Source organism: Microcoleus sp. Pol14D4, assembly GCF_036701245.1.
GTDB lineage: Bacteria > Cyanobacteriota > Cyanobacteriia > Cyanobacteriales > Microcoleaceae > Microcoleus.
Genome location: NZ_JAUBQM010000020.1, coordinates 37,147 through 55,835, shown reverse-complemented (window position 1 = coordinate 55,835; position 18,689 = coordinate 37,147). Strand labels below are relative to the sequence as shown.

Genomic DNA, 18,689 nt, shown 5'->3' with positions numbered 1-18,689 from the left:
TGGGGGGGTTGCGCTGATGACTATAAGTTTGCTATATTAAGTTTCACTGCTGGTGTAACTCAGTTGGTAGAGTAGCTGATTTGTAATCAGCCTGTCGCAGGTTCAAATCCTGTCACCAGCTTTATAGCAGTTTTCAATCGGATTAAATATCGCATTAAATACAGTAGGGACACGGCACTGCCGTGTCCCTATCTGATAGGTGCTATTTTGTTTGTACCTTTGGGGCGGCCTCGCGTATCCACCCCACAAGAGTTCCCCGAAAAATAGGTGCACAAGTTAAATGTGCGACAAATTACAAGGCTTAACCTAACGCAGCGCAAGCTTTTTTCAACCATTCAATTGTTGCTGCATCAAGTACGGGTTCCAGTTTCTCGACTACAGCAGCATGATAATTATTCAACCACGCTAGTTGAGTCTTTGACAGCCGATCGACATTTATCAATTTGCGCTCAAACGGAATATACGTCAGCGATTCAAATCCGTACCAAACGGTACCGTTTTTAGATGGCATTTCCCTGACAACATAGAGATTTTCGATGCGAATTCCGCCCCATCCCGGTTCGTAATATCCAGGTTCGATGCTAGTTACCATTCCGGCTTCCAGGGGATACTGCACAGATTTGCTGATGCCGTTGGGCCCTTCGTGACCGGCTAAAAACGCGCCGACTCCATGCCCTGTACCGTGTCCGTAGTCTAGCTGTTCTTGCCATAATACCGCACGGGCGATCGCATCTAATTGCGCTCCCGTTGTTCCTTTGGGAAATTGCTGCATTGCACAGTTGATGTGCGCGATTAAGACTGTTGTGTAGTGTTCTATTTGTAGCGCCGTCGGTTCTCCGATACTTACTGTTCTCGTATCGTCGGTTGTACCTGCTAAATATTGCGCGCCTGAGTCCAATAACAGTAGTTCCCCCGGTTTTAACGTTATTTCAGGACTGGGGGTGCCGTAATGTACGATCGAGCTATTGGCTCCCGCACCGGCGATCGTTCTAAAAGTTAAAGTCTGAAAATCTGTTTCTTGCTGGTAAAATCTTTCGATGCTTTCCTTGACATCAAACTCTGTCACTACCTTACCATTTTCTAGCTGTTCTGTCAACCACTTTAAAGTCAAAGTTTTCGCTCGACTTGCTTTGAAATTGGCTGATTTCATCTGCTCAATTTCTACGGGATTTTTGCGAGCTTTCATCCCTTCTACCGGATGAGTATCAAAAACTATTTCGATGTTGTAGAACTGCGCTTCTTGATGGTTTAATATTAACTGGTACGTGCCTGCGGTGCTGTGCTTCGGGTCTAAAAGTACCCGAATTTTATGTGGCAAATTTACGCAAGTTTCTAATGTATGCGGATAGTCTGCGTAGGGAAGCAAAGTTACATCCGCCCGCAATTCTTGCTTGATTTCTAGTGAAATTCGCTCGGGATTTGTAAACAAAAACGCTGAATCTGTGGTGACAATGGCATAGGATATGAAAATGGGAATGTGGGGAATATCCGAGCCTCGGAGATTGAACAGCCAGGCTATTTGATTCAGGTTGGTAATCGGAAGCACATCAATGTTGGCTTTTTGCATCGCTTCCCTGACTCTGGCTAATTTTTCGGCGGCGGTTTCTCCTGTCAGGGATACAGGTAGGCTAAATATGGGATCTGCATCAATCGCGGGTAAAGTCTCTGCTGTTTTCCAAGGAGTTTGCGATCGCACTTTGTCTGTCAAATTCTCCCGGATTGGTATGAGATCAATCTCCGCAGTTGCAAATTTTTTCACCCAATTTTGATATTGCTCTGTCGCTACGGTAAATGGGTCAAAACCCATGCGAATTTTTCTTAATTTTTCAGCAGATTCTACAGCCAGTTTTTCTAAAGTTTCAATTAAGGTTAAATTTCCTTCTAAACCGAGTTTCGATATTTGAATAATTCCAGTATCGACTTGCAATTCGGCTTGTTCGTAATAGCGGGAATCCACAAACAACCAAGCGGAATCTTTGCCAACCAACAAATCGCCGGCGGAACCCGTAAAACCGCACATCCAAGCTCGCCTCTGCTTCGCTGCTGGAACTGATAAATTTAAGTGTTCGTCAACCGCTGGGATGAAATAGCAATCTAATTCATAATCTGCCATCAAATCGCGCAAGTCTGCCAGTTTTGCAGCGGAGGTATCTTGGATATTTGTATTTGCTTTTAAGTTAGTGGCAACCATTTAAAAATTTCCTATTTTACTTGTTTAAAATTGTCTTCAAACCTTTAACTAATCTCCTAATACCTGCGGTGGCGGTTGCTTTTTCCAAAGCACCGTAAGCAACGCGCAAATAGCAGCCGCTATCCATGCCGAAGGTTGTACCGGGAAGCACTGCTACGTGATATTCGCGAATTAATTTTTCTACTAATTCCATTGTATCGATTTCAGTATCAACTTTCAAGAAAAAGTAGAATGCTCCAGCGGCCGGGGAAATTGTACACAAACTTTGGATGCTATTGAGTTCGTCTAATACGAGTTGTCGCACAGATGCGATCGCCCTTACATAATTATCGCAGTAACCTCTACCAACTTGCAAGGCTCCCAGCGCTGCATACTGAGAAATTACTGGGGGACAAATTAAGATTGTATCTTGAATTTTTCTCACTGAAACGAGCAAGTGTTCTGGGATTACCATATACCCGATCCGCCAACTCGCAAAGCCGTAGGCTTTGGAGAGGCTAAACAGAGAAATTGTATGTTCGCTGCTGTGGGGAAAAGCGGCGGGCGAACAGTGTTTGACGCCGTTATAAGTAAAATATTCGTAAGCTTCATCGCTGATGTGATAGATGTTGTGCTGGCGACAAAGTTCGTTAACTTCCCGGAGTGCTTCGACCGAATAAACAACACCAGTGGGATTATTTGGGGAAATGGTAACTATGGCTCGTGTTTTGTCAGTAATGGCTTTTTTTATAGCATCGATATTAAGTTGATATTTGGCGTCAGTTTCTACTATCACTGGTCGGCAATTTGCCATAATTGCCGCCATTTCGTGGTTGAAATAATAAGGTGATTGGATAATAACTTCGTCCCCCGCTGAGGTGATAGCGAGAATGGCGTTGGTAAATCCCATATTGCTGCCGGCGGTAACGACAATGCAGTTTTTGCTATTAATTTCTATGTCGTTATCGGTTTTTAGTTTAGCTGCGATTGCATCCTGTAATTGTGGAATTCCTTCGACAGCTTTGTATTTGTGATTGTCGGGATTTGCAAAGAATTCGGGGATTTTTTCAAATGATTCTTGTGGCGGATTGTAGTAAACTACACCTTGTCCTAAAGATATTGTTCCCGGATTTTGGCGAATCAGTTCGCCAACTACGGGAATTATGGGCGACTGCACCGATTGCATTCTAGTGGGGTAATTTTTCATATAATATTTTGTTGCTTGGGGGGTTAACTAAATTATAGATTGAAAATAGCGATCGTGCTAAAATGGAATATCAGCTCATAACAGGAGAAAGTTCCTATGTCAACGATGACTGTCAAAGATGTTGAGCAAGTTCAAACCGCTTTTTCCGAAGCTGGTTTAGATTACCAAATTGAACTAGAAGACGGGAGACTTTCAATTATGGGCCCATCTGACATCGTATCCAGTGAAATCAGCAGCCGTCTCATTGCCTTTCTTTTCGCTTGGGTAAATCCCCGCCGTCTCGGACGAGTTTTTGACTCCGCAGGCGGCTTTATTATGCCAGATACTAACGTCAAAGCGCCCGATGTTTCCTTTGTGCGCGCCGCACGATTGCGCCAAAGTCCGCGTTATTTTGGACAGTTGGTTCCCGATTTGGTGGTAGAGATTAAGTCTCAAAGCGATCGCACGCAGCCTATCGAAACCAAGGTTTTGAAGTTTGTTGAGCTCGGAGCGATTGTTGGAATTGCGATCGATCCTGATGCAGAAACAGTGAAGATTTATCGAGCGGCTGGCGAACCACAAATTTTACAAAATGGCGATATCTTAACATTACCAGAACTTTTCCCCGGTTGGGAATTGCCCGTTTCAGAATTGTGGCCTCCTATCTTTACAGAAGAAGAAACACAATTCTAGAAAAACTACAATATATCGCAACAAGTAGAGACTTAAACTCTTTCAACTTCTATTTTAGAACCTTGGGGGGATTTAGACACTTTAACTTGTGCTGGCAACCTTTCGCCCAATTCTCGAACGTGGGTAATCACTCCAATCAGCCTGTCTCGCTGCCGCAAAGATTCTAAAATTTGAGTAACGCTTTCGAGAGTTTCGGTATCTAAAGTACCAAATCCTTCATCGAGAAACAAGCTGCCCAAGTGAGCTCCTTGAGACAGTTTTTCTGACAAAGCTAAAGCCATTGATAAGGAAGTTGCAAAGGTTTCGCCGCCGGAAAGGGTTCGCACTCGTCTAGCTTCCCCGCCGTTCCAATTATCTGCTACCCAGTATTCGCCGTCTTGGTTTTTTAGTTTGTAGCGATTTTCGGTTAATTCTTGCAAAATTAAGGTGGCGCTGCCGACTAATTCTGCTTCTAAATGTTCTAAAATGTAGGATTGAAATTCGTTGGATTTGAGGTTCTGCGCTAAGGTGTGATAAGTTTGCTCTTGTTCGGTGAAATTTGTGATTTGCTGTGACAGTCTTTCGGCTTGTTCGACATTTTGGGCAGCTACTTGAATCCAAGCTAATAGTTCGGCGCGGTTGTTGTTGGCTTGTTTGAGGTTTTCTTGGGCGGTCTGTTTTGCCGATCGCACTTGTGCTAAATTATTCTCATCGGTAGTTCTGCCTGCGATCGCCTCGCTCAAATCTTTCGCCCGCGTCTCTAACTGAATTTTTGATTCGCGGTGAGAGCGAATAGCATTTTCCCATTCTGATTGTTCCTTAACTGTCGCAACCGCTGCTAAAAATGTCTCTTCTGTGAAATCAGCGGCTGTTAATTTTGCTGACCAATCCATGTTTAACTGCTGTTTATGAGCCTGGGCTTGTCCAAAAGCTTCTCCAGCTTGTTGCTCTCTCTCTGCGGCTTGAATAACCTTATTTTGAGCAGTTTGATATGATTTTTCGGCAACTTTCAGCAGATTTGCCAAGTCTTGCTTGTCTTGTTCTAAGACTTTTGCTAAATTAGCATAAGGTTGATATTCGGTAATTTGATAGAGCGCATTTACACAACTTTGCAACTGCTGCTGCCGACGGTCTGATTCGGCGATCGCATCTTGATATTCCTGCTGTTTAGCTGCTTGAGTGGCCACAGCAAAATTAAATTTTTGTTGAAAATTATCATATTCCAATGATGCGAGTTGGAACTGCTGTTCGGTTTGGCGGTATTGGCGATCGCTTTCTTTAAGGATTGCCAATTCCTGCTGCAACCCCAAGCTTTCCCAATGAGAAGTCTCCAGAACTTGAGTGATTTGCTGCTGCAATTCGGCAAATCTATTCGCAGTTAATTCGAGCATTTGAGCAATTTCCGACTCTTTTTGCCGGCAGGCTGAAACTGCACTTTTTCCCTCAGCAGCCAACCTTTGAGCATATTGAAAAACCTGATTTGCATCCGCCAATTTCCGCCGCAAACCAGCGACATCGACAATATTAGAATCGGGCAAAGGAGGGAGCCGATCGCTCTCAGGATGCACCCCCCCACACACCGGGCAAGTATCGCCAGAATTCAGCGACATTCTGACAGCAGCAACACTCTCTAAACGTGCCGCTTCCGCATTAGCTGTCTGGGCCGCTTCTAACTCGCGATCGCACTCTTTTAGTCGGATTTCTGCTGCTTCTAAATTAGTAGCAACCTCCACATAATTTTGTTGAGCGCTTTCCTTCTCTGCAATAGATTTCTCCAACTGTTCTTGCTGAGTCTTTTGCTGCTTGGTAATTAGCTGCAATTCCATCAATAAGGGTGCAATTTGCTGCAATTGCTCTAAACGCTTTCCTCCCGGCGCATACTGTTCGAGCTGTGCCGCTGCTTGAGTAACTCGAAAACCCGCACCTTGAATTTTAGTGTTAGCAGCTTGCAGTTCTTTATCTGCTGCCATAAAAAAGCGGAGTTTTTCCTGTTGATTTTTTTGGGCAAGCGCAACTTCTTTTTCTAATTGAGCGCGCTGTTCTTCATATACTTTAGCAGCAGCTAAAGCATCTTCGCGAGCCTTAATTTGTGGTGCTAGCACCTCTTCTTTAGCTTTTGCCGCGTCAAATTGCTGCTGCTCTACTGCTAGCTCTGATCGAGCTTTAATTAACTGCTTTCGCGCTGCCACCGAGGCACTTTCGGCAGTTTCATACTGACTCCGAGCCGATCGCACTAAAGCCCAATCTCCCTGTAAATGATTGGCAGCTTGCGCTCTGTCTAAACGCTGTGCTAAAATTGCAACCTCAGCCGAATTAGCATTTAATTGGGCCAGTTGTTGTTGTAACTCTTGCCAGCGAGCTATTTGCGAAAATAGCTGTTCCTCTTCATCTAGATCCTTCTGAGCTTTCATCACAGCGCGATCGAACTGGGGCAACTGCTGCTCTAAAATCAAAAGTTGCGATCGTCTTTGAGCCACCTCCTCAGCCGTCGGCGCACTCAAATCCGCTAGCTGCCTTTCCACCATTTCCCGTTCCTGTTTCAGCAACTTTGCGAGTTCATTTGTTTCCTTCCGCATCTGCTCAAAAATCTCAAATCCCGCTAGCTGCCGCAAAATTTCCCGGCGTTTTGATGTATCCCCTTTAATAAACTCGTCAAACTTGCCTTGAGGCAGAACAATTGCTCGCGTAAAAGTATCAAAATCCATTCCTAAAATCTGTTCAATGGTATTTTGAACAGCAACGATACTCGTCCCCAAAGTTTCCCATTGACCATTTTGCCAGTTGTCCAAAATCACCTTATTTTCAGGAGATTTCGGACGGAAACGCCACCTTCGCGTCACCCGATACTGTGCCGAACCCACAGCAAAACGCAACTGCACTTTTAAATTTTCGCTGCCTTGACTTGCCAAATCACTTACTTGTTTGCCGCTGCGAGTAGTAGTGCCAAAAAGAGCGTAAGTCATCGCATCTAACAGTGAAGATTTGCCCGCACCTGTAGCACCAGTAATTGCAAACAAATCGAGTTGAGAAAAATCTAAACGCTGTTCGCGGTGGAAGCTGGTAAATCCTTCGAGAATAAGTTCGAGTGGACGCATACTGATTTTAGTTTTAGGATTTGGGGTTTTAGATTGTTATATTCAGGTCTACTGTCTTCCTTCTACAGTCTTCCCGATCCCCCCTAACCCCCCTTAACAAGAGGGGACAAGAGTATTATCAAAGTCCCCCAACAACCAGGGGAATTTAGAGGGATCTAGACTCGACTACAAGCGACATTGAGCGTGGGTTTCAGTCTTAACACTATTTGAAATTTGAGATTTTGGATTTTGGATTGTATCTTTTTACCCATTTAATTGTTAACTGTTTCCTTAAACTTCTTGTACAAATTTTTAAATTCCTCCAATACTGCCGGTTTCGGTGTCGTTCCCAAGCGGTTTTGATAATAGTTGCAAAACTCTGCTGCCGGATCGAAATTATTGGGATCGATATTAGTTATTTCTGTTGGTTCTAAGGCTGCATCTGGATAGCGCGGTTCAATTAACAGCGCTTGAGAACAGATTTGGCGCACTCGATCGGCAAGTCCGATTTGCGGACTGTCCAATTCGACAATTACTTTCAAGAAACCCGGATGATACTGATGAGCTTGTAAAGTTTCATCGAGATTGTCGTTATGACATTTAAGCACTTTTAACGGCTTGTGGCAAGCCACAGGCTTAAATTCCACCTTGGCCTGACTTCCCGGCTCAACTTCTATCAAGCAAAATCCTTTTTCCTGTTCCGCTTCTCCAAAATCTAACTGAATTAAAGAACCGGAATAATAAGCGGGAGAAGTCTCAGAAATCCGCTGGTGAATGTGGATGTGTCCGAGGGCAACATACTGAGCTTCCGGGGGCAGAGTTTGCGCTGACAGCAGGTATTTTTCTCGCGTGTAATAAGCGACTTCAGATTTTGCCAATCGAGCGCCGTCAATGCTCATGTGTCCCATGAGAATATTGACAGTATTGTCTCTAAAATCCCTGGTTAAATCTTCCAGTAAATATGCTACGATTTCGCGGTAATCTTTTCGGCGATCGGCATCGCCCGACTGCCAGAGAGAATTAGCATCTAATAGTCTTTGTTCGGAAGCAAAAGGCATGGCTCCCACACAAAGTTTACCACTTTTAGTATTAAGATTAATTGTGCCGCCGTCGGCGGAAAGCCTGGGTTTGCCTAAAGCGCGAACACCGGCGAGGGAAAGCAATTGTGCGATGCTGTCGATGCGGGATGCCGAATCGTGATTACCGGCGATCGCAATTGCGGGAATTCCTGCTGCTTGCAGTTCGCAGAAAAAGTTATAAGCAATGCGTTCGGCGTAAGCGGGAGGGTTGGGCACGTCGAAAATGTCGCCCGCAACGAGCACAGCATCGACATCCAAGGCTTTTGCTTGCTTCAAAATCTGTTCCAGGGCGATCGCAATTTCCGAAGTGCGATCGATTCCTCGAAAACGTCGCCCTAAATGCCAGTCAGCAGTATGAATTATTCGCATAGTACGAGGAGTTTTTTGTTTATGTTAACTGAGATGTTGTACCATTTTCAAGAACGGGCAAGATGCCCGTTCCACAAAGAAGGAATTTCTTGTGGAACGGGCATCTTGCCCGTTCATAAAAGGCTGATTTAAAATGGTAAAATATCTCAGTTTTAATACTTTGTGCGATCGCGGTATAAATATCTGTCACAGTTTATGCCTCTTCCTGTTCTCGAATTGCTGTTTCAATCTCATCAGGATATGCCTCAGCATAAGCCCAAGCATTCGCCAAATCAGCGGCACCCAGAGTCGGATAGTCTTCTAGGAGTTCAGCTTCAGAAATACCTAAACGGCGAGCATTCACCAGCACCCAAACAGGAATTCGCGTTTCTCTGATGCAAGCATCGCCGCCGCACACGCCGGGAGTCTTTTGAATTCCCGACCAAAATTTTCTTAAACTTTGGGCTAGTAATTCTATAGCTTGAGCCTTCTCTTCGGGAGTTAAAGCCAAGAGTTGGGGTTGCAATTCTTTCAGTGTCGTATTTGCCGTTATTGAGTTCATAAATATTAACTTTTTTTGCCATACAGGTATTCTAGCACTGGTGGCTAAATCAAAACTTTCATTCAACAGGCTTCACATCGTGAAACCGAGTATAATCAACCACCCGCCCTCCCGTCGCCGATTTCAAAAGAATATCTACAAACCGCATATTCCACATAATTTCAGACGCCACAAAAGAATGTCGCGCATGAATAGTTTGCGAAACTGTTTCGTCAATTCCTGTTAAAGTAATTACAATTTCCGCTTGCTGTTCCATCAAGTCTTGGGCAGTGAGTTGGTACAAAGGACTGCTCTCGTCAATTGGGTGCATAACCGTCCAAGTTAATGCAAAAACCGGAGAGTGACTCCGCATCAATTGCAAATCGTAAAAACGCCGCATAAATTCTCCTTCCGGTGTTACCTCGTCACGGATCAAAGTAGCTCGCTGCTGCGCTTCTAAAATTTGGTTGAAACGCTGATTTGCCGTGCGGTACATCAGAGTCGGAACGCCGTTAAAAGGAGCGATCACAGCTACGCGGCTGAAGATAACTCTGGCTGTTGGTCGAGAAAATCTAGCAAAAGCCAGTCCCGTCACCATTGCCACTCCCCACAAACCAAAAAGCGCTTGGATCGCGACTATAGTATTAGCGTAATCCGTGCGCGGATACATAGCGCCGTAGCCGATCGTCGCCATTGTTTGCACGCTGAAATAAAAGGCATCTTGGAAAGAACCCGGTCGCGCGTTAGCAATGCAATCTCCTCCCGCCAAGTAAGCTAAAGCAAATAAAGAATTTGTGACTATATAGGAGAGACAAATAAGCATGAAAAATCGCGGCCAAGAAAGAGTTAGCAGCCTGTGGTACAGGTCGGCAAAATGCAGGCGCGGTACTCCCAACTTGACAATATTTAAGGGCAATTGTCCTTTGCGACTGACTAAACGAGCCTGTGGCTGGCGGTTTTGGTGAGTTTTCATTGCGATTTGTAACTGCGGCTGTTTCAATTTGTAACTATTGCTTTGACCGGGAAAACTTATCCTTTAGACTGATGTCTGATTCCAAAAATTCGGATAAAAGCGGAGTTTAGAAATGGTTGAGCTTAACTGGCATGACTATCTCGTTATGGTTTCTTTTGTGGCTTCTATTGCGGGTCTAGTCCTGCTGGGTGATAATCGCAACTCGCAGCCAACGGACGATCGCACTTTGAGCGAGGAAATCCTAATCAAGATGAGCTTTACTTACTGGATAGTGTACTGCATCTCTTTTTTCGGGCTGAAACTTCACCTACCAGAAGATAGCTGGTTATTGCTCAGTTTGAAGCTGACTACGGTTCTTTCTTACTTGTTGACTGCTTCTAGCATACTCAGCCTGCCGCTGCAACGCATGGCTGTCCGACGAGTTGAAGATTAAAAAAAAGGCCTTTGTAGTGAGGACTTCAGTTCTTTCGATCGCGGTGAAGAAAAACTAAAGTCCTGACTGCAAAGCTATTTGATTTATATTACCGGGCAATAAGCTCACAGCTAGCTGTGAGCTTGTTTAATGGTTTATTATCTGAGGGATGCAGACTAACGCGCCCAAAATCGCTAGGGTCGATCGCACTTATACTTGAAATTGCCACACTCTTCATGCTTTCCCTTGGCTGCGGCAATCTCATCGAGTATCCGTTGGCGAAGCGGGTGGGTTAGCACATAGCATGAGGTGGCATTAGTGAGCCGCCTACACTGTATGCGATAGCAAAGCGTGTAGGGGTATGTTACTAACTTAGTTGCTCAGGATTTAAAGCCTTTAGAGCTTTTCTTTTTATCCTGCGGTTTAGACTTTGACTTATTAACTTCGCCTAAAGCTTCCTGAAATAAGTTGTGCAGGTGCAGGGGAACGCTGGCAATTTCCGGGAGTTCGGGTTCTAAGGGTTTTTTAAACTCTTGCAGCAGGGCATCTAAATCGCGATCGATCTGAAAATCTGTACGTTCCAATACAGTTTGCAAAATTTGTTCTAATTTCGCTGGATTAACTTTAGCTAACCGCTGCCAAATCCAGACATTAATTGCAGGATCTTCCAGATAGTTACGCACCAGCTTTTCGTAACCGGGAACGGTTGAAAAGTTTTCGGCTGCTAGCAGTGCAGTAAATTGAGCGTAAGTAGACAAAAAGGTTTGTCCCCAGCGAGGATGAGAAAGTGCTGTCACCTGTTCGGCTTTCTTGAAGCGATCGGGCAATTCGACTTTCGGCATTACCATTTTTGAACTAGCATTGCTGTCGATCATTACCTCAACTGCGTTAGCATCGGCACCTGCTGCCGCGATTGCTGCTGCTTTGACTTCTTCTCGATCGACTCCGGCATCTTCAACAATATCCGCCAGAGATTTACTTTCATCAATGCCGATATCAGCTAGGCGTTTTTTAGTAATGAATTCCTGAAATTCAGCCAACTGTTTATTCAGGTGATATCCCGATAGCGTCAATTCATCACTGCCAAAAAATTCGGTAAAATCTTCATGGTACTTTTCTACTGACTGCCAAGCTTGCTCTAACAATTCCGGGGCATCGCTGTACAGGTTCTTGTTGTGATTTTGCTTGAAATTGCCGATCGCCACCGCCAACTTCGGCTTACCCAATTTCCCCTTCAGGATGGGAGAGCTCGAAAGTATCCACCAGTCATCGGTAAGGGGAGCAATCCGAGCCAGCAAGATTTCTCCTAACTTAAAGCGAGACATTTCTGCTAGAAAATTAGGAGTGTTGGGCTTGACAACGTAGTGCTTTGCTGTCAGCCAGTTCATCAGTTCAAACTTGTCGGGGGAAAGTTGAGTGATTTCAAATAAGCCAGTGAAGCTTCTGTGCTCCCAACTTTCGAGCAAGCTACGATCGCTCTCGGTTAAATCCGGCTGACTTTCGACAAATAGGTCGATCGGCGTTTTGTCTCCGACTTTACCTTCGACTGTAAAACTGTCAATCACTTGATTTTGCTGAGCAATATCGTAGCGCTCGCCGGTCGATCGAGCAGCAGCATAAGCTTCCAAAGCTACCGCCAACTCTCCCTCAGCATCCAGCACAAAGTCAATTAAATTTTGCTTGAGTGTCCAAGCTCTTTCCAACATTTCATCCACAAGTAATACCAATTTTGAATGAGAGGATTTAGATTAACAATTATCGGACTTGAAGCCACCGACGCTTTACGATCCGGCTCCGATTGAAGACAGCCCATCGCGATCGATGTCTCAGTCCTGAATAAGTTTAATTTTAAGGCTAATAGTAAAAAAAAAATGTTAATCTCAAACGGAACCATCCCGATTTTGTAAAAAGCATTTTTTAGGAGTGCGATCGTCCCGCAGAGCAAACCCTCTACGTCTCTAGCGAGTTCTCACAGCGAACAGTCGTGTAAAATAAAAAGCCTGCTGAAAAATGCGATTTCAAGGGAGCATAAAAATACCCTCTCCGATGTAGAGAGGGGCTGAAAATCCCCAAAAACTTTGCTAAACTCGCGTTAAAAACTGTGCCATCTATCAACAACAGTCCAAGGCGCAGCAGCCGGGTTTTTTTTATCAAACACTTCCCTCCATTCCGGTACCCGGCTAAAAATAACCGAAATGCTTGAGTTTGTGTGTCTTCAAGACTGAGAAATACTTGGTTTCAGCCCTTAGCGGCCGTCTTTGTCAATGTCCCCAGGAACAGCGCGTTCCACCCGATCCCAAGCGTCGCGGGTGGCGTGCTTAGCTTTTTCCCAAGTCACATTAGACTTACCGCGATTTGTTTCGTAGTCGCGCTGCAAATCCGGTTCAATCTCGTGGAATTTCTTACCAGTAGCGCCATAGCGGCTGTATCCCTCATAACCGGTGCGGTATGCAGGCTGATAGTCTTCGTAAGTTGCGCTCGTGTCCACGTAAGGACGGGAACTGTAGTTGCTTTGCCAGTAAGCATCTTCTACCGTGGGGTCGATCGCCTCGGCCACACCTTTGCCAACCAAACCGCCACTAAACGAACCCACAACAGCGCCTACAACTGCTCCTACAGGCCCGCCGATGGCACCGCCGATCGCAGCGCCCGCAGCACCGGCACTCGCCGCACCAATACCCGTTCCCACTGGATGAGCCCCTGTTTCCCCCGAAAGCGGGTCGAGGTTAGCATCAGGTTCATGTACCGTTTTTTTGTCATCGCTCATGATATTTTTTTCCTTTTATCTAACTCTAACTATTATTAAATTTACCTTTTAAATTCATATCTATTCATCTGCCTTGAGGATGAAGCTGCTAGCTTTCAAATAAAGGAAATGATAAAACAGTTGTGGATTCAAAAAGTATTTTTACACGCTACTGTCAAGCGATAGGGTGCGCCGAGGCGCACCCTAGATAATTATGTTCAAGTGAATTCTGAGATTTTCTCACTTCTGTACTCACCGAAGCTGTGTATTTACCAGCAACTTGAGTTAGATATAAATCTCTTGATTTATTACTTTCCCGTGACCTTTTCGATCAAATCTTCAGCTTTTTGAACTATGCCTTCTTGCGGGTGTTCTCCCTTGTACTCCTTTAAGCTTTCGTCGTAAGCTTTCTCGACCTTTGCAGGATTTTGAGAAGTTTTGACTATTTCATCGTAAGCTGCTTGGGGATTCAGATCCTCGAAACTTTCTGCGGGGTCAGTCATTTTAGCTTCCGGCTGCGCCTGAGTTCTGTCTTGACCTGCGTAAGCAGCCTGACTGGGTACTAACGCTAGACTTAGCAGACCAATGAAAGCCAGGGTACAGACCAGCAAAATGCTTTGGCTCAAAATTTTTCCGACAGATTTTAAAACCCGCTTCATATCAACTTCTCCTCGTATTTTTCCGCAAAAATTATGGTGTTTGTCGCTTCTTCACTGCGATCGCACATTGACAACCTTGTTTCAAGCGCAATCTTTGTCGCAGCTACCGCATCTAGAGCGAGCCAAAAGGGATGTTTCCCGTTACCTCCCATATCTTAAGCGCCTGCTTGTTATTATTCCTTCTACCAAAAGATAGATTAGTTAGACAAGCGGAACCGATCTCCTAGGAGGTGCGATCGCAATTTCTGCGACGAACCCTATCTAGGGGTTCTCCCATCAATTGCGAACCTTTACTCTTCACCTTTCTTTCTTCGCGTCCTTTGCGTCTTTGCGGTTCGTCAAAAAAACTCATTCACCAAACAGATGCAAATGGCAACAAACAACCGATAACACTACAAAATAACCTGCTCTATCTTGAGGTTTCGATTCTGCATAGCTCGTTCAAATAGCTCAGTAGAAAGAGCTTGTTCAACCGACCAAACGCCCGGTTTTTCCAGTTTCCCTTCTAACATTAATTGAGCTATACTGCCAGTACCAATGCCCGTAGCGGCGGCAGCATTTGGGTGTACCGCTGTCGAGCAAACTTTAGCCGGTTGACCGTTTTTGAGACCTGTCACTTGCGATCGCACTGCCACACCAACCCCACTAAAAGTATTAGTAACACTTGTCATCCCATAACTGACGTAGGAGAGAAATTCAATCACGGAGTTATTTTTGAGCCAGCTAGCAGGCCAATACTTAGCAACAAACCAGGTAAGGTGATTGTAAAGGTCGGGAGACGTACCGAATTTAGTCACAACTGATTTGACCGGGAAAGTTTCGGGCAAAGTGATTGCTTCCGGCATATCAAACCAGTAAACCCCTGTTTTACCGTAGGGCGCGGGAAATTCAATTGTTTCGCGATCGCTGTAGGGTTGTACTTGCTGCCACTTGCGATCGGCCCAAACATCAAAAGGCGTTTGCAAACCTAAAAAAGTAGTTCTCATGACGGTAACACCAGCACCGCCAGAACCTCCGACTACATAACTCAAATGTATGTGTTCTGCTTCATCTAATTGTTCCACATCTCGGCGCACCATGCTATTAGACACACCGGGGAAAATCCCCGTGTTAATAATAGCAGTAATCCCAGCATTTTTAGCGGCTTCGCGCAATTCTAAAGCTCTGCGAGTAAAACTGCGGCTGTCACTGACATCAGTATAATTAACACCTGCTTCGATGCAAGTTTTCAGCACCCCCGCGTCTCGGTAGTGAAAAGGTCCCGCACAGTGAACTACAAGATTAGACTGTGAAACTGCTTTTTGCAGGGCTGTACTGTCCGCTAAATCAAAAGTTTGATACTGCACCCTATCCGGCGGTAATCCCGGCCCAATAGAGGCTTCAGAGTTGCGTCCGGTAACGGTAATTTCTGCGTCGGTATGGGTAACAAGGTCTTCGGCAACGCTGCTGCCAATTCGTCCTCGGCCCCCGACAATCAAAACTCGGTTTGTCATCGCTCAAAAAAGGGTAACGCTAATCTGAGTTTCTATATTTTCACGCATAACTTGCATCTGCACAAAGGATGAATTTGTGATAACTCATATCTTGCACCAATGTCCATAACCCCAGAGGGGCGGGGAAAACCAATAAATCAAACTAATTGCAGACAAGTTCAATAAAGGCCGACCCAAGTATTGACAAGGTTGGGATGTATGACTTAGACTATGAGAATATGAACAGTCCCTAATATTTTTAATACTCCCCTATAATAAACCTCCCCTATAATAAACCAAAAATTAAACACTATGACCGCAGAAGGTAATGTAGCTGATACGGGTATTGTAGAAGAAGTTAACCAACTAATCGCCGAAAAAAAAGCATCAGATAAGTCTGAAGCACTCAAAATATTGAAACAGCAAGCTAAACGCGATAACGATAAAGAAAAAATGGAAAAAATTAAAAGCACCCAGAAATTCTTTGGTGACAGACATAGCCGCTCCAGCGGCAAAAAGAAGAAAATGAAAAGGTAAGCTGCTCAAAGAAACATCTCCTAAAATTAGTCTGCAATTATTGTAGTACCACGAAATTCAGAGAGTTTTGGGGGATGTCGAATTACTCACACTTAGTCATTTTGATACTTGCGTAATGCCATTCAATCTAACTGATGAGTGTGAAAATAACCTAGGCTGGAAGCACTAAAATTTAGGGAGGTGCAAAAATTATGGATAAGCTGACAACTGAAACACTGCTAGATTATTGCGATTCAGATGATTATGCCCTGCAAACAGAAGCATTGATACAGCTTGTAGATGCAGAAGTTTATGAGGCTGTACCGAAGATATTAAGATTGCTAAAATCCGCCGATGAATCAATTAGAGCCGATGCAGCCGAGGCATTAGGTTATCTCGGTTCAGAGGAAGTAGAGACAGTTGGCCTTGCATTAATGCCTTTGCTAAACGATCCTGAAGAACTGGTTAGGTCTGAAACAGTTGAGGCATTGGGAGAACTTGGTTATACTCCTGCGGTTGCACCAATAGAAGATATTCTCAGAAATGACCCTTCGGCACTGGTTCGCGCATCAGCAGCAGAAACTCTTGGATATTTAGAAGAACCATCCGCTATAGAAACTCTGGAACTTTCACTGCTTGATGTTGATGAAGATAAAGCAGTTAGAGGGTATGCTGCTAATTCTATCGGGCTTTTAGGTACGCCGCAGCTATTGCCAAAACTTGAAGAGTATCTAAAATTAGAGCTTCCTTTATCAGTAAAAGCTGAATTGCTGGGAGCCAGGTACTGGTTGGGCGCGAAAGAAGATATCGAGAAGCTATTGAGTTTGTTGGATAATGCTGATGAACATTTAGCAACGATCATCCTGAATATTTTAACAGATTTGACAGAACGGGAGGAGCAGCCAACATTGGCGAAAGATGCACCGGATTTAGAAAGGGTATTGAGGGCGATCGCAAATCGTTTTCCCTTCACAGGGAATCAACCAGAAAAAATTATCGCACTCGCACACTGATAAATCAATACAAACAAACGCAGATGTGATTCATCTGCGTTTATCGGCGTTTATCTGCGCTTGCTAAAAATCTTACTTCTCATTACTCCGAAATACCGACTTACCCTTCGCTTTCAGAGTATTAGCCGCATCTGCGAAAGTCTGCGCGAAAGGCTGCTGCGAGTGCATGAAAACGCGAGCCGTATTGCGTCCCGGCATACCCGAAATCGATCCGCCCGGATGCGTTCCCGCCCCCGTGAGAAACAAACCCTCGATCGGCGTTTTGTAATTCGCCAACTCTGGTAAAGGACGGAAAAATATCATCTGATCCAGCGTCATGTCAACGTGGTAATAATTCCCCTTCAAAGCACCCAAACGCTCTCCCAATTCTGCCGGACTTTCCACGCGGCGGCCGATAATGGAATTCTTGATATTAGGTGCATATTCTGCTAATTTATCAATGCAGCGATCGGCAACTTTGTTTTTCAGCTCATCCGTCCAACCCGTACCGTGTTGGCCGGTTCCTTCAGCATTTTCGATCGTGTAAGGAGCAAAAAATTCAATCCAAGCCGTATGATGTCCGGGGGGAGCCATTGACGGGTCTAGTACTGTCGGAAATACCACATACATCGATGGGTCTGAATCGGGAATTCTGCCAATTGAAGGGTCGCTGTGAGCGATTTCAACGTGTCTCACCGAGTCTGCAATTAAAACCGAACCGATTAAAAATTCGTCCCGATGATTCCAACGCTCAAACTTGGGCATTTCATTGAGAGCTAAGTCTATTTTGAGAATAGTCTCGTTATTGTTAACAATTTTGCGCTCCAATCTTTCCCGCAAATCCGGGTCGGCACTGTCAACATCGCTGGAGTCCATTAAGTGCAGAAACAAGCGCTTAGCATCAATATTAGAAATGACACCTTTTGTAGCGCGGTATTCCGTGCCGCCGGCAACTCGAACTCCCACAGCGCGACCATCATCAACTAATATTTTCTCGACGTGCTGGTCGGTAAGTACCACACCCGAGTATTTTTTCACTACATTAAGCAGCGCTTGCACTAATGCACCCGTCCCTCCGCGCGGTCTTGCCATGCCGGGATTGTGCCTCATTGCCAGCATAATTGCGCCTACAGCCAGGGTTTTTTGGGAAGGAGGCGCGCCGAGTTCTGAGGCGAATCTTGCTAGGGGTGCTTTGATAAATTCCTCGTCAAACCACTCGTTAACAATGTCTTCAGCGCTGGTGAGCATTGTGCGAATAAAGTCCAGCGTTTTGTCGGGGGAACCGATGACTGACAATAAATCTTTGATCTTTGAAATATCGTAGTTGCCCAGAATATCTATGATGGATTTTGGTGGCGCATTAAACATCGGAACCATTGCACCTAAAGCCCGCTGCCAAAAGTCTGTATATTCGGCATATTTTTTAGCATCGCGCTCGTTGTAGCGGGCAATTTCAGCACAAGTTTTTTCTACAGATTTGTGGGCTAAGAAATATTTGCCGTCGGGATGCGGACAAAAGGCAACTGGATCGCAGAAAAGATATTCTAAACCGTGTTTTTCCAGTTCTAATTCTTCTACAACTGGTCCTAAATGGATAAATTCGTGGTCGATCGCGCAAAGATTGAATTTAAAATCCGGCAATTCGGGAATCGCAGCTTCGGTAGTTGCCGCCCCGCCGGGAACTGAACGTTTTTCTAACAAGAGGACAGTATATCCAGCTTTCAGCAGGTAAGAGGCACAGACGAGTCCGTTGTGACCTGCGCCTATGATAATGACATCATACGTTTGCATAGATGAAGTTCTAGAGATAGGATATTTTGCTTATTTTACAAATGTTAACAAGTTGGCT

The 18,689-nt window shown here is 44.8% G+C and carries 15 protein-coding genes and 1 tRNA gene; 5 read left to right on the top strand and 11 right to left on the bottom strand.

The genetic code is table 11. From position 1 onward, the window contains the following. The first annotated feature begins 48 nt into the window (after positions 1 to 48). Positions 49 to 121, top strand: a tRNA-Thr gene (locus QUA33_RS10375). A gap of 180 nt (positions 122 to 301) precedes the next feature. On the opposite strand, the gene QUA33_RS10370 is transcribed toward QUA33_RS10375, so the two are convergent. Further along, positions 302 to 2,191: an aminopeptidase P family protein gene (locus QUA33_RS10370; RefSeq protein ID WP_333148529.1), complete on the bottom strand. Its 1,890-nt coding sequence runs from the start codon at positions 2,189 to 2,191 to the stop codon at positions 302 to 304. Between the two features lie 16 nt (positions 2,192 to 2,207). Then, a complete protein-coding gene (locus QUA33_RS10365; RefSeq protein WP_333148528.1) occupies positions 2,208 to 3,377 on the bottom strand; it encodes a pyridoxal phosphate-dependent aminotransferase in 1,170 nt (389 codons plus the stop codon). Between the two features lie 96 nt (positions 3,378 to 3,473). Between QUA33_RS10365 and QUA33_RS10360 the strand changes: the two genes are divergently transcribed. Next, positions 3,474 to 4,049 (top strand): Uma2 family endonuclease, encoded by a 576-nt coding sequence (locus tag QUA33_RS10360; RefSeq protein WP_333056752.1) that lies wholly within the window; start codon positions 3,474 to 3,476, stop codon positions 4,047 to 4,049. A 32-nt stretch (positions 4,050 to 4,081) separates the two neighbouring features. On the opposite strand, the gene QUA33_RS10355 is transcribed toward QUA33_RS10360, so the two are convergent. The 4 genes from QUA33_RS10355 to QUA33_RS10340 form a co-directional block, all read right to left on the bottom strand. Further along, entirely contained in the window at positions 4,082 to 7,123 is a 3,042-nt protein-coding gene (locus tag QUA33_RS10355) for an SMC family ATPase (protein ID WP_333148527.1), read from the bottom strand. A gap of 251 nt (positions 7,124 to 7,374) precedes the next feature. After that, on the bottom strand, positions 7,375 to 8,550 hold the full coding sequence (locus QUA33_RS10350) for an exonuclease SbcCD subunit D (protein WP_333148526.1): 1,176 nt from the start codon (positions 8,548 to 8,550) through the stop codon (positions 7,375 to 7,377). A gap of 193 nt (positions 8,551 to 8,743) precedes the next feature. Further along, positions 8,744 to 9,091 (bottom strand): DUF433 domain-containing protein, encoded by a 348-nt coding sequence (locus QUA33_RS10345; protein ID WP_333148525.1) that lies wholly within the window; start codon positions 9,089 to 9,091, stop codon positions 8,744 to 8,746. Between the two features lie 58 nt (positions 9,092 to 9,149). Then, the gene (locus QUA33_RS10340; RefSeq protein WP_333148524.1) at positions 9,150 to 10,043 is read right to left on the bottom strand and encodes an ion channel; all 894 of its coding nucleotides are present in this window, start codon (positions 10,041 to 10,043) and stop codon (positions 9,150 to 9,152) included. Between the two features lie 112 nt (positions 10,044 to 10,155). On the opposite strand from QUA33_RS10340, the gene QUA33_RS10335 reads away from it, so the two are divergent. Next, positions 10,156 to 10,476, top strand: a complete 321-nt coding sequence (locus QUA33_RS10335) for a hypothetical protein (RefSeq protein WP_333039230.1) — start codon at positions 10,156 to 10,158, stop codon at positions 10,474 to 10,476. Positions 10,477 to 10,835: 359 nt separating this feature from the next. Here the strand turns inward: QUA33_RS10335 and QUA33_RS10330 are convergent, their stop codons facing one another. The 4 genes from QUA33_RS10330 to QUA33_RS10315 all read right to left on the bottom strand — a co-directional run bounded on the left by QUA33_RS10330 (position 10,836) and on the right by QUA33_RS10315 (position 15,353). After that, positions 10,836 to 12,182, bottom strand: coding sequence for a hypothetical protein (locus QUA33_RS10330; protein WP_445304617.1), 1,347 nt, complete (start codon positions 12,180 to 12,182; stop codon positions 10,836 to 10,838). A gap of 518 nt (positions 12,183 to 12,700) precedes the next feature. Beyond that, positions 12,701 to 13,222: a hypothetical protein gene (locus tag QUA33_RS10325; RefSeq protein ID WP_333095833.1), complete on the bottom strand. Its 522-nt coding sequence runs from the start codon at positions 13,220 to 13,222 to the stop codon at positions 12,701 to 12,703. 287 nt (positions 13,223 to 13,509) lie between these two features. After that, complete coding sequence (locus tag QUA33_RS10320; RefSeq protein WP_333148523.1) at positions 13,510 to 13,860, bottom strand: hypothetical protein; 351 nt, start codon at positions 13,858 to 13,860, stop codon at positions 13,510 to 13,512. A gap of 392 nt (positions 13,861 to 14,252) precedes the next feature. Then, complete coding sequence (locus QUA33_RS10315; RefSeq protein ID WP_333148522.1) at positions 14,253 to 15,353, bottom strand: saccharopine dehydrogenase NADP-binding domain-containing protein; 1,101 nt, start codon at positions 15,351 to 15,353, stop codon at positions 14,253 to 14,255. 291 nt (positions 15,354 to 15,644) lie between these two features. Here QUA33_RS10315 and QUA33_RS10310 point away from each other — a divergent pair, with 291 nt between their 5' ends. Together QUA33_RS10310 and QUA33_RS10305 are read left to right on the top strand one after the other, a co-directional pair. After that, positions 15,645 to 15,869 carry a polymorphic toxin type 34 domain-containing protein gene (locus QUA33_RS10310; RefSeq protein ID WP_333095836.1) on the top strand — a complete coding sequence of 75 codons (225 nt, stop codon included), beginning with the start codon at positions 15,645 to 15,647 and terminating at the stop codon, positions 15,867 to 15,869. A 191-nt stretch (positions 15,870 to 16,060) separates the two neighbouring features. Beyond that, positions 16,061 to 16,861: a HEAT repeat domain-containing protein gene (locus QUA33_RS10305; RefSeq protein ID WP_333148521.1), complete on the top strand. Its 801-nt coding sequence runs from the start codon at positions 16,061 to 16,063 to the stop codon at positions 16,859 to 16,861. A gap of 72 nt (positions 16,862 to 16,933) precedes the next feature. Here the strand turns inward: QUA33_RS10305 and crtO are convergent, their stop codons facing one another. Continuing rightward, a complete protein-coding gene (gene crtO, locus QUA33_RS10300) occupies positions 16,934 to 18,631 on the bottom strand; it encodes a beta-carotene ketolase CrtO (protein ID WP_333148520.1) in 1,698 nt (565 codons plus the stop codon). Positions 18,632 to 18,689 lie beyond the last annotated feature (58 nt).

Bases quoted from the DNA above. Each gene is read 5' to 3' on its own strand.
- QUA33_RS10345 (WP_333148525.1), bottom strand. From the start codon at position 9,091: ATGAACTCAATAACGGCAAATACGACACTGAAAGAATTGCAACCCCAA.
- QUA33_RS10370 (WP_333148529.1), bottom strand. From the start codon at position 2,191: ATGGTTGCCACTAACTTAAAAGCAAATACAAATATCCAAGATACCTCC.
- QUA33_RS10365 (WP_333148528.1), bottom strand. From the start codon at position 3,377: ATGAAAAATTACCCCACTAGAATGCAATCGGTGCAGTCGCCCATAATT.
- QUA33_RS10320 (WP_333148523.1), bottom strand. From the start codon at position 13,860: ATGAAGCGGGTTTTAAAATCTGTCGGAAAAATTTTGAGCCAAAGCATT.
- QUA33_RS10305 (WP_333148521.1), top strand. From the start codon at position 16,061: ATGGATAAGCTGACAACTGAAACACTGCTAGATTATTGCGATTCAGAT.
- QUA33_RS10360 (WP_333056752.1), top strand. From the start codon at position 3,474: ATGTCAACGATGACTGTCAAAGATGTTGAGCAAGTTCAAACCGCTTTT.
- QUA33_RS10315 (WP_333148522.1), bottom strand. From the start codon at position 15,353: ATGACAAACCGAGTTTTGATTGTCGGGGGCCGAGGACGAATTGGCAGC.
- QUA33_RS10310 (WP_333095836.1), top strand. From the start codon at position 15,645: ATGACCGCAGAAGGTAATGTAGCTGATACGGGTATTGTAGAAGAAGTT.
- QUA33_RS10325 (WP_333095833.1), bottom strand. From the start codon at position 13,222: ATGAGCGATGACAAAAAAACGGTACATGAACCTGATGCTAACCTCGAC.
- QUA33_RS10350 (WP_333148526.1), bottom strand. From the start codon at position 8,550: ATGCGAATAATTCATACTGCTGACTGGCATTTAGGGCGACGTTTTCGA.
- crtO (WP_333148520.1), bottom strand. From the start codon at position 18,631: ATGCAAACGTATGATGTCATTATCATAGGCGCAGGTCACAACGGACTC.
- QUA33_RS10335 (WP_333039230.1), top strand. From the start codon at position 10,156: ATGGTTGAGCTTAACTGGCATGACTATCTCGTTATGGTTTCTTTTGTG.
- QUA33_RS10355 (WP_333148527.1), bottom strand. From the start codon at position 7,123: ATGCGTCCACTCGAACTTATTCTCGAAGGATTTACCAGCTTCCACCGC.
- QUA33_RS10340 (WP_333148524.1), bottom strand. From the start codon at position 10,043: ATGAAAACTCACCAAAACCGCCAGCCACAGGCTCGTTTAGTCAGTCGC.